Origin of the sequence: Binatus sp. (SeqCode) (assembly GCF_035272065.1) — a bacterium.
Lineage (GTDB): Bacteria > Desulfobacterota > Binatia > Binatales > Binataceae > Binatus.
Window position 1 is genome coordinate 45,712 of sequence record NZ_DATEQZ010000044.1, and the last position, 14,434, is coordinate 60,145.

18 protein-coding genes, 1 pseudogene and 1 riboswitch are annotated in these 14,434 nt (G+C 61.8%); of the genes and pseudogenes, 12 read left to right on the forward strand and 7 right to left on the reverse strand.

What is annotated here, in order from left to right; all coding sequences use genetic code 11:
• Nucleotides 1-138 precede the first annotated feature (138 nt).
• Entirely contained in the window at nucleotides 139-405 is a 267-nt protein-coding gene (locus VJX68_RS07730) for a type II toxin-antitoxin system Phd/YefM family antitoxin (protein ID WP_324095095.1), read from the forward strand.
• Nucleotides 393-794 (forward strand): PIN domain-containing protein, encoded by a 402-nt coding sequence (locus VJX68_RS07735; protein WP_324095096.1) that lies wholly within the window; start codon nucleotides 393-395, stop codon nucleotides 792-794. The genes VJX68_RS07730 and VJX68_RS07735 overlap by 13 nt, the downstream gene beginning before the upstream one ends.
• Nucleotides 795-809: 15 nt before the next feature.
• Here VJX68_RS07735 and VJX68_RS07740 read toward each other — a convergent pair whose 3' ends face one another.
• From VJX68_RS07740 to VJX68_RS07755, 4 genes and pseudogenes are all read right to left on the reverse strand, one after another.
• Nucleotides 810-1,517, reverse strand: coding sequence for a dienelactone hydrolase family protein (locus VJX68_RS07740; protein WP_324095097.1), 708 nt, complete (start codon nucleotides 1,515-1,517; stop codon nucleotides 810-812).
• 59 nt (nucleotides 1,518-1,576) lie between these two features.
• On the reverse strand, nucleotides 1,577-1,855 hold the full coding sequence (locus tag VJX68_RS07745) for a DUF2442 domain-containing protein (protein ID WP_324095098.1): 279 nt from the start codon (nucleotides 1,853-1,855) through the stop codon (nucleotides 1,577-1,579).
• Between the two features lie 11 nt (nucleotides 1,856-1,866).
• Nucleotides 1,867-2,127 (reverse strand): annotated as a pseudogene (locus VJX68_RS07750) (DUF4160 domain-containing protein).
• Nucleotides 2,128-2,174: 47 nt separating this feature from the next.
• The gene (locus VJX68_RS07755) at nucleotides 2,175-3,065 is read right to left on the reverse strand and encodes a tetratricopeptide repeat protein (RefSeq protein ID WP_324095099.1); all 891 of its coding nucleotides are present in this window, start codon (nucleotides 3,063-3,065) and stop codon (nucleotides 2,175-2,177) included.
• Between the two features lie 250 nt (nucleotides 3,066-3,315).
• Here VJX68_RS07755 and cofC point away from each other — a divergent pair, with 250 nt between their 5' ends.
• The 6 genes from cofC (at nucleotide 3,316) to VJX68_RS07785 (ending at nucleotide 7,661) form a co-directional block, all read left to right on the forward strand.
• Nucleotides 3,316-3,960, forward strand: coding sequence for a 2-phospho-L-lactate guanylyltransferase (gene cofC / locus VJX68_RS07760; RefSeq protein WP_324095100.1), 645 nt, complete (start codon nucleotides 3,316-3,318; stop codon nucleotides 3,958-3,960).
• A gap of 3 nt (nucleotides 3,961-3,963) precedes the next feature.
• Complete coding sequence (locus VJX68_RS07765; protein WP_324095101.1) at nucleotides 3,964-4,755, forward strand: MlaE family lipid ABC transporter permease subunit; 792 nt, start codon at nucleotides 3,964-3,966, stop codon at nucleotides 4,753-4,755.
• A 24-nt stretch (nucleotides 4,756-4,779) separates the two neighbouring features.
• Entirely contained in the window at nucleotides 4,780-5,610 is an 831-nt protein-coding gene (locus VJX68_RS07770) for an ABC transporter ATP-binding protein (protein ID WP_324095102.1), read from the forward strand.
• A gap of 11 nt (nucleotides 5,611-5,621) precedes the next feature.
• Nucleotides 5,622-6,131 (forward strand): outer membrane lipid asymmetry maintenance protein MlaD, encoded by a 510-nt coding sequence (mlaD, locus tag VJX68_RS07775; protein ID WP_324095103.1) that lies wholly within the window; start codon nucleotides 5,622-5,624, stop codon nucleotides 6,129-6,131.
• Complete coding sequence (locus VJX68_RS07780) at nucleotides 6,128-6,808, forward strand: MlaC/ttg2D family ABC transporter substrate-binding protein (RefSeq protein WP_324095104.1); 681 nt, start codon at nucleotides 6,128-6,130, stop codon at nucleotides 6,806-6,808. Before mlaD ends, VJX68_RS07780 begins: the two co-directional genes overlap by 4 nt.
• Nucleotides 6,809-6,884: 76 nt before the next feature.
• The gene (locus VJX68_RS07785; RefSeq protein WP_324095105.1) at nucleotides 6,885-7,661 is read left to right on the forward strand and encodes an MlaA family lipoprotein; all 777 of its coding nucleotides are present in this window, start codon (nucleotides 6,885-6,887) and stop codon (nucleotides 7,659-7,661) included.
• Nucleotides 7,662-7,913: 252 nt separating this feature from the next.
• On the opposite strand, the gene lipA is transcribed toward VJX68_RS07785, so the two are convergent.
• Genes lipA through lpdA form a run of 3 tightly spaced genes read right to left on the reverse strand, consistent with a single transcriptional unit; the run spans nucleotide 7,914 to nucleotide 10,880 of the window.
• Nucleotides 7,914-8,777, reverse strand: a complete 864-nt coding sequence (gene lipA / locus VJX68_RS07790; RefSeq protein WP_324095106.1) for a lipoyl synthase — start codon at nucleotides 8,775-8,777, stop codon at nucleotides 7,914-7,916.
• Nucleotides 8,770-9,465: a lipoyl(octanoyl) transferase LipB gene (lipB, locus tag VJX68_RS07795; protein WP_324095107.1), complete on the reverse strand. Its 696-nt coding sequence runs from the start codon at nucleotides 9,463-9,465 to the stop codon at nucleotides 8,770-8,772. Before lipB ends, lipA begins: the two co-directional genes overlap by 8 nt.
• 2 nt (nucleotides 9,466-9,467) lie before the next feature.
• Entirely contained in the window at nucleotides 9,468-10,880 is a 1,413-nt protein-coding gene (gene lpdA / locus VJX68_RS07800) for a dihydrolipoyl dehydrogenase (protein ID WP_324095108.1), read from the reverse strand.
• Between the two features lie 561 nt (nucleotides 10,881-11,441).
• On the opposite strand from lpdA, the gene VJX68_RS07805 reads away from it, so the two are divergent.
• From VJX68_RS07805 to VJX68_RS07820, 4 genes are all read left to right on the forward strand, one after another.
• Complete coding sequence (locus tag VJX68_RS07805) at nucleotides 11,442-12,131, forward strand: hypothetical protein (protein WP_324095109.1); 690 nt, start codon at nucleotides 11,442-11,444, stop codon at nucleotides 12,129-12,131.
• Nucleotides 12,132-12,243: 112 nt separating this feature from the next.
• A riboswitch (cobalamin riboswitch) is annotated at nucleotides 12,244-12,320 on the forward strand.
• Nucleotides 12,321-12,497: 177 nt separating this feature from the next.
• Nucleotides 12,498-13,316, forward strand: coding sequence for an energy transducer TonB (locus VJX68_RS07810; RefSeq protein ID WP_324095110.1), 819 nt, complete (start codon nucleotides 12,498-12,500; stop codon nucleotides 13,314-13,316).
• A gap of 69 nt (nucleotides 13,317-13,385) precedes the next feature.
• Nucleotides 13,386-13,895: a hypothetical protein gene (locus VJX68_RS07815; RefSeq protein WP_324095111.1), complete on the forward strand. Its 510-nt coding sequence runs from the start codon at nucleotides 13,386-13,388 to the stop codon at nucleotides 13,893-13,895.
• 58 nt (nucleotides 13,896-13,953) lie between these two features.
• Nucleotides 13,954-14,394 (forward strand): GatB/YqeY domain-containing protein, encoded by a 441-nt coding sequence (locus VJX68_RS07820; RefSeq protein WP_324095112.1) that lies wholly within the window; start codon nucleotides 13,954-13,956, stop codon nucleotides 14,392-14,394.
• Nucleotides 14,395-14,434 lie beyond the last annotated feature (40 nt).

Here is a 14,434-nt window from a genome sequence, read left to right on the forward strand (position 1 = left end):
AATTTGTGCCTAAACATACTGCAGGGCGCGCGATGTAGCGCGTCGCCGCGCATCGCCAGGTCATATGGAAGAGGCTTCGGAAACTAAGTCTCGAGAGCGCTTGCCAAGACGATTCAATAATCATAAAATCAGATAAGCATGAAATCAGAAATATCAGCTACCGAAGCAGCTCGGCGATTTTCAGAAGTTTTGAATCGGGTGCGATATCGCAACGAGACTTTTGTCGTGAAACGCGGCGGCGAACCGGTTTGTGAGATCGTCCCCGTGCGCGGCGCTACCTTTACCGGCCGTGAACTGGTGGGATTGCTCCGCTCCTTGCCGCACCCCGACAAGGAATATTTGGACACAGTCGAAAAGCATGTTCGCAGACAGCCGAAGGCCGAGAAGTCAAAGTGGCCGCGTTGATCGATTCCAGCGTCTTCATCGCTGGCGAGCGCGGTCGGATCGATCTTGCAGAGCTGCTGGCATCGCTCGGCGGCGAACCGCTCGCGTTGTCCGCTGTGACCGCGTCGGAACTGCTATACGGTCTGCATCGGGCTCATACGACTGCGCAACGAGATCGCCGCAACGCCTACGTCGAGGCGATATTCGCGCAGATGACGGTGCTGCCGTTCGATCTCTCCGTCGCGCGAGTCCACGCGGCGGTCTCGGCTCAACTGGATCGCACCGGCCGCCAGGTCGGCGCGCACGATCTGATAATCGCGGCTACCGCGATGGCCCATGATTACCGCGTAGCGACGCGGGACCTCAGGAGCTTTCCGAAAATCCGGGGCCTCGAGACGGTAAGGATTTAACGCTCGCGCTGGGGCTCATCCCTTCAAGTTCGCGGCGAACAGCTTGAGCGTCCGCTCCCACGCGTCCTTGGCTTCGACGGGGCGATAGACGTCGGCGCGAGTATCGTTGAAAAATCCGTGCGAGCATCCCGCGTAAACCTTGACCTCGCCCGGCTTGTCGAATTTCTTAAGCGCCGCCGCCAGCCGCTCGACGTCAGCCCGCTGGATCCATCCGTCGTTCTCGCCGTAGGCGTAAAAGATCGGGCAGCCGAGCTGCTTGAGTTTTTCGTCCGCCGGTATTTCGCCGTAGAACGGCGCCGCGGCCGCGATTTCCCTGTTCTCGCACGGCAGCAGGATCGCGTAGCTGCCGCCCATGCAAAATCCCGTGATGCCGATGCGCGCTGCACGCGTCTGTTTCTGCGCGCGCAGCCATTCCACCGTGGTCTGCAGATCCGCGATGCCGTCTTCTTTCTTCAGTCCGCCCATCAGCCGTGCGGCTTCGTTGGGGTCGGTCGCGACGCGATGACCCTGGCGCGAGTACAGGTCCGGCGCGATCGCAAAATAGCCCTCGCGCGCCAGCCGGCGCGAGACGTCGCGGATATGTTCGTTCAGCCCCCACCATTCCTGTACTACGATCGCCGCTGGCGACGACTCCGCCGCCGCCGGCTCGGCGACATACGCTTTGAGCGCGCACGCCCGCCCCGCATAGCTCACTTCACGCGTGGCGATATCTTCCTTTGCCATTGTCACTCACCTCGAAAAATAAATTACCAGCCCCGTCTGCTCCGCAGTCCGCCATGCGTTCAAGTCTGCGGTGGATGTGCAGGCTGATGCCCTTCTTTGGGAGGGGCGCCGCCCCAGATCAAAACGTCGGGGCAGAGGTCAGCCCCGTTTGGCCAGACCACCGTCCCGCCCTCGACGCGCACCTTCGCGAAAACCGCCGGATCCTTTCGGATGGGCTCGAATATCGGGCCGACCAGCAACCGCGACACGTCGCGTTCGATAACAGAGCCATCGGTCAGCGCCAGCCTTAGCTTGAAGCCTTCAACGGCTTTCACCTCACGAATACGCAAAAGCGCCATGTCGTTTCACCTTAATCGAGGGGCTCGATCTCCTTAAGCGTTTCTCCGTTGCGAGCACGTTGCCAGTCGTCGCGAAGTTCGGTGCGATGGAGTGCAGCCCATTCGAGTACCAGCGCGAGTGCGCGTCGCGGCAACGAACCGCGGAATACCGACAGAGTTTAGACTTCGATTAGCGCCTCGTACTCGCCGTAGATAGCGTGGAAATGTGCCGGCTCGTGGTCGCTGTAAAACATTCGGACCACAATTCCGAAGAACCGGCTCAACTCTGGCATCGCCGAATCGCTCGCCTAAACAATGTGCCACCAGGCCCGTCGCGCATCTACTCCGCCGCCGCCACCGGGATGAAGCCGATCGTGCCGTTCTTGAGTCTGATCTGCAGATAGTCGCCGGTGATTCCGGTGACGTGAACGTACTTTTTGCGGCGCACCTGCGCGATCGTCGCGCTGGTGTCGTCGGGATTTAGATATACCGCCGAATTTTTCGTCAACAGGAAGAGCTTGTTCAGCGGCTTGATCTTCGGCGCGACGGCTCCGGATGCCGACGCGGTTGTCGTCGCTGCTCCGGCCGGCGCACTGGCGGCCGCCGTCGCGGCCGGCGCGGGCAGCAGCTTGGCGTCGAGTGCCCGCACCTCGTCGAATTCCGCGTTGGCTTCGGTCGCCCGGCCCGGCTCGGCCGCGAGCAGATTCGCCAGCGCCAGATGGGCCTTCGCATCCCTGGGGCTGAGTCCGATTGCGGTGCGGATTTGATCCTCGGCCTCGGCGGTCTTGCCTTCCAGTCTCAGCACCTCGCCCAAATCGAGATGGTAGTTGTAGCGGTCGGGCTCGAGCGCGACCGCGGCGCGGTACTGATTTTCCGCGAGCCCGCGCTGGTTCTGATCGCTATAGAGGTTGCCAAGCGCGACATGGGTCGCCGCGTTTTTCGGATCGATCTCGAGCACCTTCATGAACTCGACTTGCGCGTCGCCCGGCTTGTGCTCGAAGACGTAGAGATTTCCAAGTGCGATATGGACGCGCGGGTCGTTGGGCGCGAGCTTCACCGCCGCCTGGTACGCCGTCTCCGCGTCGGCGAGCTTGGTCGTCTGCATATCGGTGTCGCCCTCAGCCAGAAAATCGTCGGCGGTCTTGTGATGGCATCCCGCGCCTATCAAGATCAAGGCGCCGACCACGATCATCGCCGCGGTCCGGGCCAGTAAGCTTCGCGTCATGTTCATTTGCCGAGGTTCCTCCAAGACGATCGCCATTTCCGAGGTGCGATGATCGGACCAGCGATTCAAAACGCTACAATTCATGTTGAAGTCAGCACGGAAACGGTGTCAAGCATTCTACGTCGGCACGCGCACTCGGGCGAAGCCGGTAAATTTTTCAGAGCAAACTCCGCCTGCATCTTCTTCTTTAATACTGTGTGCAGGGTCGCCCCTGCCCTTTGGATTGCTCGTGCTTGTTAGGTTATAAAGATACGCCGTGCGCTTTATCCTGATTGCAGCCAAGCAGCTCGAATTCGCCAAGACCCGGCTCGCGCCCGTCCTGCCTCCCGGCGAGCGCCGTGCGTTGGCCGAGGCGATGTTTCGCGACGTGCTGGCCGCCTCGCTCGGCGCCACCGCCGCCGACCACGTCGCCGTGGTGACGTCCGACGCCGGCCTGCTCGCGATGGCCCGCTCCGCGAATGCGCTGGCTATCGACGAGGAATTTCCGCGCGGCCTCAATGTCGCAGTCGCGCTCGCCACCACCGCGCTGATTGCGCAGGGCGCGCGAACCGTGTGCACGGTGCTGTCCGACATCCCGCTCGTTGCCGCCGAAGATATCGACGCGGTCTTTGCCGCGATGCCCGACGCGCGTGGCGCGGTGCTGGTTCCCTCGCGCGATTTCTCCGGCACCAACATTATATGCCGCTCACCCGCCGGCGTTGTGCCGACCCGATTCGGCCGCATGAGCCTGGTGCGCCATCTCGACGATTGCCGCACCGCCGGCGTTCCGGCTAGAGTGCTGCGACTTGCGCGGCCGGCGCTGGATCTCGACGTAATCGCCGATCTCGCCGAGTTCGAGCGCGCCGGGTCAGCCACGCATACTCAAAACCAGTTGGCCCGGCTCGGGATTGCTCATCACTAAAAATTGAAAAACGGACTGATGTCGATCGTGGAAATGGTTGAGCGGCTCGGCGCGCTTGTGCTCGACGGCATCGTCCGCCTCGGCGCGTTCATGCTCTTTTTGCTCAACGCCGTGTTCTACGTGTTCGTTCCGCCCTTTAAGCCGCGCCTGTGGATTCGGCAGACACGCATCATCGGCGCCGACTCGCTCTTTCTTATCATTCTGATCGGCGGCTTCACTGGCATGGTGCTCGGCCTCCAGGGTTACAACACGCTGCGCCGGTTCGGCTCCGACGGCGCGCTCGGCACCGTCGTCTCTCTAGTGCTTGTGCGCGAGCTTGGTCCCGTGCTCGCCGCCCTGATGATCGCGGCGCGCGCGGGCTCCGCGATGGCCGCCGAGCTCGGCTCGATGCAGTCCACCGAACAGATCGACGCGCTCACCGTGATGGCTATTAACCCGATCCAATATCTGGTCTCGCCGCGGATGCTCGCCGGGGTGATCAGTTTCCCGCTGCTGACGTCCATCTTCGACGTAGTCGGAATCTATGGCGGTTACATGGTCGGCGTCGGCCTGATGGGCGCGCCGTCGGGCGCCTACTTCAATGGTATTGCCGCCAACATGGACAGCCACGACATCATGACCGGCCTCTACAAGGCCCTGGTCTTCGGCGTGATCGTAATGTGGGTCTGTTGCTACAAGGGATATCACGCCGAGCGGATGGCGACCGGGGTCAGCCGCGCCACTACCGAAGCGGTCGTGCTGTCCAGCGTCCTGATTCTTGCCTTTGACTATTTTCTTACGTCTATACTTTTGTAATAACGCCGTGACGATTTACCAATCATGAGCGAAACTGAAATCAACCGCCGCGCCGGCAGTGCGCAGCCGGCGCGCGACGCGGCGGGCGCCGGTAACGCGATCGAAGTGCGCGATCTGCGCCGCCGTTTCGGCCGCCAGCAGGTGCTCGCCGGCGTCACGCTCGATTTTCCCGCCGGCAAAATCACGACCATCGTCGGTCCCAGCGGCTCCGGCAAGACCGTGCTGCTCAAGCATCTCAACCTGCTGCTGCGCCCCGACTCGGGCAGGATCGTAATCGACGGCATCGAGGTCACGAAGCTCGGCGCGACCGGCCTCGACGCCGTGCGCGAAAAATTCGGGATGCTCTTTCAGGCCGGCGCGCTGTTCGACTCGATGTCGATATTTGACAACGTCTCGTTCCCTTTGGTCGAGAAAACCAAACTCACGCGCGCCGAGATCGCCGAGCGTGTGCACGAAACGCTCAAGGCAGTCGGGCTCGACGGCATGGAAGCCAAGTTTCCTTCCGAGATGAGCGGCGGGATGCAGAAGCGCGCCGCGCTCGCGCGCGCATTGGTGCGCCGCCCGAAAATCCTGATGCTCGACGAGCCGACCACCGGCCTCGATCCCTCGCGCACCGGCGCGATTCACGATCTCATCCGGCGTACGCAGGAGAATTTTCACCTGACCGCCGTGATGGTCAGTCACGACGTGCCCGCCGTCTTCCAGGTTTCCGATCGCGTCGCCTTTCTTCATCAAGGACGGACTCATCTCAACGGCACGGTGGCCGAGGTGATGGCGGCCGACGACGACGTATTCAAGCGCTTTCTGGCCGGCAAAGCCTCCGGCGAGGAGAATGAAACAGCCCTCGCGGGCTGAAGCAAAGACCTATGTACGCAACTCGAACTACGCAGTTTATCGTTGGGATTTTCGCGATTCTCGGGATTATCGCGCTCACGATTCTGTCGCTGTCGCTGGGCAAGATCGCGCTCTTTCCCGCGCCGGGGTACACCCTCTACGCAAGTTTCGATAATATTTCAGGCTTGAAGACCGGCGATCAGGTTCAACTCGACGGTGTGCAGATCGGCAAGGTTGTGAATATCGGGCTCAAGGACATGCGCGCGCGAGTTGCGATGCGGGTGAACGATGGCGTGCAGATCGACAAGGACGCGATCGCGGCGATCAAGACCAGCGGAATTATCGGCGACAAGTACGTCTCCATCGCGCTCGGCCCCAGCGAGCATATCCTCGAGAACGGCGACACGATTCGCCAGACCGAGTCGGCCTTCGTGCTCGAGGACGCCATTGGCCAGCTCATCAACAGTTCCGGCAGCGGCGGCGAGAAAGAAAAATCATCGGGCTCAGACAAGGACCAGAAGTCCGGAAAATCGGAGAAATGAAACAAGTGAAATATACGATAACGCGAACTTCCATCCAGCGACTGCTGCGCCACCGCGCGCTCGCGATGCTTACCTTGACCGCTGTACTCGTCTTGAGCCTTGCACCGTCGCGCTTTTTGGCGCCCGCGTGGGCCGACGATCCGATGTCCGTCGTGCAGACCACCGTCAATCGGGCGCTGAGCGTGCTCCGCGACAATCAAACCCCGCTGGCCCAGCGTCAGGACAAGCTGCGTCAGATCGTGTCCGCGACCTTCGATTTCACCGAGATGGCCAAGTCGGCCCTGGGCTACCATTGGAAACAGATCACCGCCGCTCAGCAGCAGGAGTTCACGACCGCGTTCGTCGCTTTCATCGAGGATTCGTACCTGAGCAAGATCAACGACTATCGCGGTCAGCAGGTCGCGTTCCTCACGGCCAGGAATGATGGGCCGCAGTATGCTCAGGTCAACACCAATATCATCGAGCCGAACGGCCAGGACCCGATCCACGTGAACTACCTCCTGCTGCAAAAGGACACCACCTGGAAGATCTACGACGTGACCGTCGACGCCATCAGCATCATCGCCAACTACCGCAACCAGTTTAACCGCGTGATGAACAACAAGGGTTACGACACCCTGATCAGCGACCTGAAGAGTAAACAGGCCGCCCTCGCGGCAAGGCTCGCCAACCACTAGCGGGTATGGATTCGTCGAGGCTGGAAAGGTACCCTTCTACCGAAGTTTCTACGGCGATAGCGCAATGGAGAGGCAAATGAGATCTGGTTCGAAACAAATCGAAAGGACAAGCGCGCGCTGGATGATGCTCGCATCGTCCCTGCTTGCGGTCATTTCATTTGCAACGCCGGCGCTGAGCCAGGCCACCAATCCGCAGACCCCGCCGGCCGAGAGTCAGGCCGTCACTCCCGATCCGTTGTCGGGATTCAACGAGCCGATGTTCACCTTCAACTTGAAGCTCGACGATTGGGTGCTGCGCCCCGTCGCCAGCGGATACTCCGTCATCGCGCCGCAGCCCGTGCGCGAGGGCGTCGGCCGATTCTTTGACAACGTCCGCGTCATCCCGCGTTTCGCCAACAACCTGTTTCAGCTTAAACTGGTCGAGGCCGGCGGCGAACTCGCCCGCTTCGGAATCAACTCAACGCTCGGATTGGTGGGCTTCTTCGATCCTGCCGACGAATTGTTTGGTCTCCAGGAACATAACAACGACTTCGGCCTCACCATTCGCTACTACAACATCCCGACCGGTCCGTACCTGATGCTGCCGTTCTTTGGACCTTCGACGATTGGCGACACGGTCGGGCTGGTGGCAGACGGCGCGATGAATCCGCTGGACTACCTGGTTCCGACATGGATTTCGGTCACGGTGGCCACCGGACAGCGCGCGGTTGAAGCGGTGAACTACCGCTCGCTCCACATGAACCAGTTCGAGGAAGCCGATCGCTACGCGATCGATCTCTACGGCGCCGTTCAGGATGCGTACCTGCAGACGCGCGCGCACAAGGTCAAGGAACTCCACGAAGAACAGTGGTAAGCCGAACCTGGCTCAAGCGTAATTTGCCGATAAGCGCGCCGCGGAACAATATTCCGCGGCGCGCTGTTTTTTCGGGAACCAGAAAGGAGCCGGGATTTTGCTTCGCCCTGGAATGACACTGAAAAGAACTTCTAACAGGGACGAAGTCCCGCATCACTCTCTTAGTACTGGGTGCAGGGGTCACCCCTGCCGAAGGAAGCGTGAAACCCACCGCAGGTTTCACATTCAATTAAGTGATTCCCCTGCGCAATCTTACTGAACGTGCTCCCACGCATGGTACGAGCTGCGCACCAGCGGCCCGGATTCCACATGATGAAACCCCATCGCCAGCGCCGCCGTCTTGATCTCCGCAAACTCCGCCGGCGGCACGTACCGCGCCACCGGAATATGCTCCGCCGACGGCCGTAGATACTGCCCGAGCGTCAGGATGTCGCATTCGACGCCGCGCAAATCGCGGATCACGTCGAGCAGTTCGCCGTTGGTCTCGCCCAGCCCCAGCATCACGCCCGCCTTGGTGAACATCGACTTGCCGATCCGGCGCGCGCAGTCCTTCGCATGACGGATTACGTCGAGCGATCGCTCGTAGTTCCCGCCCGGCCGGACTGAACGATAGAGGCCGGGCACTGTTTCGACATTGTGGTTGTAGATGTCGATCGGCGATTCCACTACCGTCTCGACGCTGGCATACGCTCCCTGGAAGTCCGGTACCAGCACCTCGACCCGCGCCGGCGAGTGGTTCGCTTTGATCGCATGCGCCGTGGCCGCGAAATGCGCCGCGCCGCCGTCGGGCAAGTCGTCGCGATCGACCGACGTGACCACGACGTGCTGCAAGCCCAGCCGCGCGACCGCCTCCGCGATTCGCCGCGGCTCGTCCGCATCCAGCGGACGCACCTTGCCGTGCGCGACCGCGCAATACGGGCAATTGCGCGTGCACACGTCGCCCATCAGCATGAAGGTGGCCGTGCGATGCGAAAAGCATTCGCCGATATTCGGGCAGCACGCCTCCTGGCAGACCGAATGCAGCTTGAGCTCGCCGAGAATCGCCTTGGTCCGAAAATATTCCGGCGACACCGGTGCGCGCACCTTGATCCAGTCGGGATGCTTCCGTTCAGCCATCGCCAGCCATCAACTCAGGCGTCCGCAAAATTTGCGCCGCCCCCGCTGAAACAATTTCATCGTAGTCGAACACGCGCGCGAAACTCCCGCGCATCACATCGGCGAACTCGCCCATCGATACAGCGCGATTCGTCACCTTGCACACCGACGTCATGCGGCATCCGTCGATGCCGCACGGCACGATCGAATCGAAGTAACTGAGATCGGTCGACACGTTCAGCGCGAAGCCGTGCCACGTAGTCCAGCGCCGGATACCGACGCCAATCGACGCGATCTTGCGCGCGCCGACCCACACGCCGGTCATTGCCTCGCGCCGACCCGCGTCGATGTCGAATTTCGCGAGGGCGTCGATCATCGCCGCCTCGAGATTCCGCAGATACTTGGTAACGTCGCGGTCGCGCCCTTCAAGTTTGAGTATTGGATACCCAATCAACTGCCCGGGCCCGTGATACGTCACCTGCCCGCCGCGCGACACCCGCCGAATCGGCGCGTCCGCCGTATTGCCCACGATAAACCGCTCATCCGCGCCGCGCCCGAGCGTGAATACATGCGGATGCTCCATCAACAGGAGCGTATCGCCGACGCTGCCGTCGATCCGCGCCGCAAGCATCGCGGTCTGAATCGCAAGCGCCGCGTCATATTCGACGACGCCCAAATTTGCGACTGTCAGTACTCCGCGCGCGTCCATTATCAAAAGTCTATCGCTTTCCCATCCGCCGCCAAAGCCGCCTGCATGATCACCTCCGACATCGTGGGATGCGGATGCGCGGTCTTGCCGATTTCGGTGACCGTCGTCTCCAGCGCCTTGCCGAGCACGACTTCCGAAATGATGTCGGTGGCGCCGTGTCCTATTATCTGGCATCCGATCACTTCGCCGTATTGCTTGGTCGCGACGATTTTCACGAAGCCCACCGTCTCGCCAATCGCAACCGCCTTGCCGTTCGCACGGAACGGAACCTTGCCTACTTTCACCTCGATTCCGCGCGCTTTGGCCTCGGCCTCGCTGAGCCCCACCGTCGCAACTTCCGGCTCGCAGTAGATACATCCCGGAATCTTGAGCAGGTCGAAGCCCGGCTCGCGCACGCCCGCCATGATTTCCACCGCCGCGATTCCCTCCGAACTCGCCTTATGCGCCAGCAGCGGCGGCCGAATCACGTCGCCGATCGAGTAGATACTCGGCACGCTGGTCTGGAACGAGTCGTTCACCTTGATAAACCCGCCGCGCTCCAGCTCGATCCCAAGTTTTTCCAGTCCGACATTCATGCTGAGCGGCGTGCGCCCGACCGCGACCAGCACCACTTCGCCCTCGATAGATTTCTCGGCTCCATTCGCATTGACGGTGACCGACCACAGGCCGCCCTTACGCGCCATCGACTTGTAGCCATGCCCGAGCATCACGGTGATTCCCCGCTTGATGAACGCGCGGCGCAGCTCTTCGGCGACTTCCGCGTCGAAGCCGGGGATCATCTGCTTTTCCAGCTCGACGATCGTCACCTTGGCGCCGAACGCGCTGTAGAAATATCCGAACTCGAGTCCGATCGCGCCCGCCCCGATCACGACCACGCTCGCCGGCATCTTGTCGAGCACCAGCGCCTCGTGACTGGTGACAACGCCGTCGCCAACTTTCATCCCCGGAAACAGTTTCTCGCCGGACCCGGCCGCAATCAGAATCCGCTCCCCTTCGAGCACGCCGACCGCAGGCGCCGCCTTGCCCTCGACCTGCTTCAGCGAAACGGTATGCGGCCCCGCGACGACCGCGTCAGCCTCGAAGTAATCGACCTTGTTTTTCTTGAGCAGGTAGAGCACGCCCTTGGACAGCTTGTCCGCCGCCGCCCGCGACCGCGCAATCACTTTCGCGAAATCAAACCGAACCTCGCCGACCTCGATCCCATGTTCCTTGGATGCTCCCCGAATCGTATCCATCGCCCCCGCCGAACTAAGCAACGCCTTCGACGGAATACACCCCCAGTTGAGGCACACGCCGCCCGGCTGATCGCGCTCAATCACCGCGACGCGCATCTTAAGCTGCGCCGCCCGAATCGCCGCAACATACCCGCCAGGCCCAGAACCAATCACAACAAGGTCATACCGAGAATTTGCCAAGATAAATTCCTTCCAAGGTTTTGCTAATCCATTATTCCCCGAATCTGAACCTGATCGTAGTGAAACCCGCCGTGGGTTTCACGCTTCCTTGGGCAGGGGTAACCCCTGCACCTTAATAGAAAGAGAGAGCCGGGCTGTGGAGGCGCTGAGGAATTTACCTCGCCCGTTATTTTACGGGAGAGGAGGCCGGCCGCATCGCGGCCGGTAAGTGAGGGTTCCGCGGCGCAACCCAATTGCTTGCCTGCTAACTTTTTGTGTCATTCAGAGCGAAGCGAAGAATCCCGGTGCCTAGCCTCTCTCTGTCAGGGAGAGGCCGACGCGCGTCCTCACGCGTCGGGTGAGGGTCAAAATTTCTGGTTTCCGTCACTTTGTGATGCTGCGTTAGTCGAACAGCTGATCGTTTAGCCATCAGGATCGCGAAGTTCCCGGTCTTAGCCCCATACGGTTTGTTTCGGCGCGTGTACAAATTTCGCGCGATTGCCTTTGAGCGGTTGGTCACAAAAGTTCAGGGATGAACTTTTCAGCCTGACCCTTTCGCGCCAGCCGTGCTAACAATCTGGTATGGATACCACCCAAGACACTCCACAATCGCCGGCCGCGCCCGCAAATGAATTGCCCGCGCTCTCGCCGCGCCAGCTCGCTGCGCGCCGTGCCAACGCGCGGAAATGCACCGGCCCGCGCACGCCCGAAGGCAAAGACGTTGCGCGCCTCAACGCTCTCAAGCACGGCTTCTTCTCCTGCGACGTCGTCAACCCCGTACTCGACGGCCCCGCGCGCGCCGAGGAATTCAACTCGATCCTTGACGCCCTGCTCGAAGACTTCCAACCCCAGTCCGTCACCGAGCGCATCATGGTCGACGAGATCGCCGCATGCTGCTGGCGAATCCGCCGACTTCTGCGCTACGAATGCCGCGAATCGTGGGTCGATGACGACGATTTCCGCCATCGGGCAAAGACTGAGACTCCCAGCGAAGCTATGGCCGCCCTCATGGGCTACGATCACCAAGCCGCTCGTCAGCGTATTTTCCGCAAGCTCCGCCGCGGTGGGCTCGACGCTTTCATTTTGCCGAGCGATTCCGACATCGACAAAATCGTCCGCTACGAACGACTCATCAAGCGCAATCTGTACCGCGCGCTCTACACCCTCGAGCGCCTCCGCGCTGCCCGTCGCACTCCACAATCATCTCAGGGAATGCCGTCCTCGCCGCCTCTCAGTTTGGACCAAGGTATGATGGACGAAAACAAATTCTGACGGAACGAAACTACCGATGGGGGCGTACCAGTCATCGGACCGCAACAGGTAGTATGAATTGCAATGGTTGACACCGCGTGCGAGGCGCGTAGTGTTCAATCTGATTCGCCTGGGGAAGCCGGTGAGAGGCCGGCGCTGCCCCGCAACTGTGAGTTGAGCGTCACGCGACGCTCTTCGAGTCAGGCGACCGGGCGAATCGATGGAGCCGTAAGAACCTTCGCGGGAGGGGGAGGCTTCAGGAGCTTTCTCAGTGACTACTGCCGGCGCCCTACTGGCCGCGTAGATTGTCTGTCGCTCCTGGCCGCTTCCATCCCGATCCGAAGCCTCGGCCGGAGCGACTTGGAAGACGAAAGCAAATCGCATCCTTTGGATGACTCGACGGAGCCGCGCCCGCGGCGGTGCCGATCGCGGCGCCACGTCGCGTCGTTCGCCGCGTCGATCGCGGCTCATGCGATCGTCGTCGGACTGATCGTGTTCTTCGCGTCGCCGCTTGCGCGAGGCCACAGCGAGTGGGTGCTCGCGTATCTGGTCGACGGCGCCTCCGGCCCCCAACGCGGTGGCGCGAACGCCGCCGCCGCGATGCACGCAGCGAGCGCGGCGCCCGCGGCGGTGCCGATCGCCGCGCCGCCTCCGGCGGCGCGGAAGTCGCGTCGTCGGCGCGCCGCCGCGGCTTCCGAAGTCTCCCGCCTCGCCCCCGTGCACGCAGTCGCGCAAGCGCGACCGCGCGCACCGGCGCATGACGCCCCATCCGCGTCGCATAGCGACGCGGATGGCTCCGGCTCGGCCGCCGTTTCTGGAAACGGCGGCTCGAGCGTCGCGGCCGGCGCGGGCGCTGGCACCGCCAGCAGCGGCTTCGCCGCGGGCGCTGCCGGCGGCGACGGCGATCCCAATTCGATTGCACACGCCGACTACGCCAACAATCCTCCCCCCGCCTATCCAGCGCTCGCGCGACGGCGCGAGCAGCAGGGCACTGTCACCGTGAGGGTCCTGGTCGGCGCCGACGGTTCCGTCGAGCGCGCCGAAGTTGCGGATTCGTCCGGCTTCGACGCGCTCGACGACGCCGCCCTCGAGACCGTTCGCTCGCGATGGCGTTTCGTGCCGGCGCGACACGGCGGACTTGCCGTCGAAAGCTGGGTGCTGGTGCCGATTCGATTTGCCTTGGTCGAGGCCAACGCCGTTCACTGAGCTTTCCGCCCGCGTGGTGATTATCCTGAGAAGCCGTGATATAAGCCCGATCCGAGGAGGGTAGGAAAGATGGCTGCGAAACCATGTACTACTCTGGCGGCGGCGGGGCTGATTCTTGCGGCGGCGATTCTTGCGCCCGTCCGCGCGCGCGCGATCGAAGTCAAGAAGGACCTTTACAACAACAGCGGTCCGGCCGGTCCGAGTGCTTCAGGTCCCGCCAAGGAAAATCCGATTCCCAAGGCGATGGCCGCGCAGCTCAGCGACACGGTCGCGAACGAATCGGACAGCTACCTGAGCGACGAGAGCGAGAAGAAATCGTCGGGTAAGACCTACGTCGATCTTGAGCACGCAAAGTTCTTGTACCTGCCGACGATGAAGGCGGGACGTTGGACAGTGATCGCGAAGCTGCAGGCGGCTGAGTACACGCCGTCGAAAAGCGGCGAGGGTAGGGGCAAGCCGACCGGCAAGCAGAAGATATTGGTATTCAACTACCGTCTCGACGGCAACAAGTGGACTGAGGTCGAGCAGCCCAAGTGGGAAGACGTCGACACCACCGGCACGGCGGCAGCTCAGAAATAGTGAGCCACAGCGCGTTTGTCCGCCGCCGCACGAAGCAAATCCGCGTCACTGAAAAAGCGTGAAGAACAAAATCCAGGACGACCTTAAGGCCGCGATGAAGAGCGGCGACAAGCTGCGCATGATGGCGTTGCGCGGCGTGCTGTCGGAAATCTCGCGCCTCGAGAAAGACGTTCGCCGCGACCCCAACGACGCCGAGATTCTGCAAATCATCAAGCGCGAGCGGGCCAAGCGCGAAGAATCGCTGGAGTTTGCGCGCAAGGCTGCACGCCAGGACCTGATCGATCAGAACGAGACCGAGAAGAAGATCCTCGAGTCATATTTGCCCGCGACGGCCTCGGCCGACGAGGTGCGCGCGGAGATTGCGGCCGCGATCGCGGCGGGCGCGTCGCAGATGGGCCCGATCATGAAAGCGTTGCGCGACAAGTTCGGCGCCGGTCTCGACGGCAAGACCGCGAGCGAGCTCGCGAAGGAAGCGCTCGCCAAAAAGTCTTCGCAGTGACGCGACCCATCGCCTTGCCAGTGCAGGCGTAGCGGTCGAC

Coding starts and splice junctions, on each gene's coding strand:
- VJX68_RS07755 (WP_324095099.1), bottom strand. CDS start 3,065: ATGAACATGACGCGAAGCTTACTGGCCCGGACCGCGGCGATGATCGTG.
- VJX68_RS07730 (WP_324095095.1), top strand. CDS start 139: ATGAAATCAGAAATATCAGCTACCGAAGCAGCTCGGCGATTTTCAGAA.
- VJX68_RS07815 (WP_324095111.1), top strand. CDS start 13,386: ATGGCTGCGAAACCATGTACTACTCTGGCGGCGGCGGGGCTGATTCTT.
- VJX68_RS07740 (WP_324095097.1), bottom strand. CDS start 1,517: ATGGCAAAGGAAGATATCGCCACGCGTGAAGTGAGCTATGCGGGGCGG.
- VJX68_RS07745 (WP_324095098.1), bottom strand. CDS start 1,855: ATGGCGCTTTTGCGTATTCGTGAGGTGAAAGCCGTTGAAGGCTTCAAG.
- VJX68_RS07805 (WP_324095109.1), top strand. CDS start 11,442: ATGGATACCACCCAAGACACTCCACAATCGCCGGCCGCGCCCGCAAAT.
- VJX68_RS07780 (WP_324095104.1), top strand. CDS start 6,128: ATGAAACAAGTGAAATATACGATAACGCGAACTTCCATCCAGCGACTG.
- mlaD (WP_324095103.1), top strand. CDS start 5,622: ATGTACGCAACTCGAACTACGCAGTTTATCGTTGGGATTTTCGCGATT.
- VJX68_RS07770 (WP_324095102.1), top strand. CDS start 4,780: ATGAGCGAAACTGAAATCAACCGCCGCGCCGGCAGTGCGCAGCCGGCG.
- VJX68_RS07785 (WP_324095105.1), top strand. CDS start 6,885: ATGAGATCTGGTTCGAAACAAATCGAAAGGACAAGCGCGCGCTGGATG.
- lipA (WP_324095106.1), bottom strand. CDS start 8,777: ATGGCTGAACGGAAGCATCCCGACTGGATCAAGGTGCGCGCACCGGTG.
- lipB (WP_324095107.1), bottom strand. CDS start 9,465: ATGGACGCGCGCGGAGTACTGACAGTCGCAAATTTGGGCGTCGTCGAA.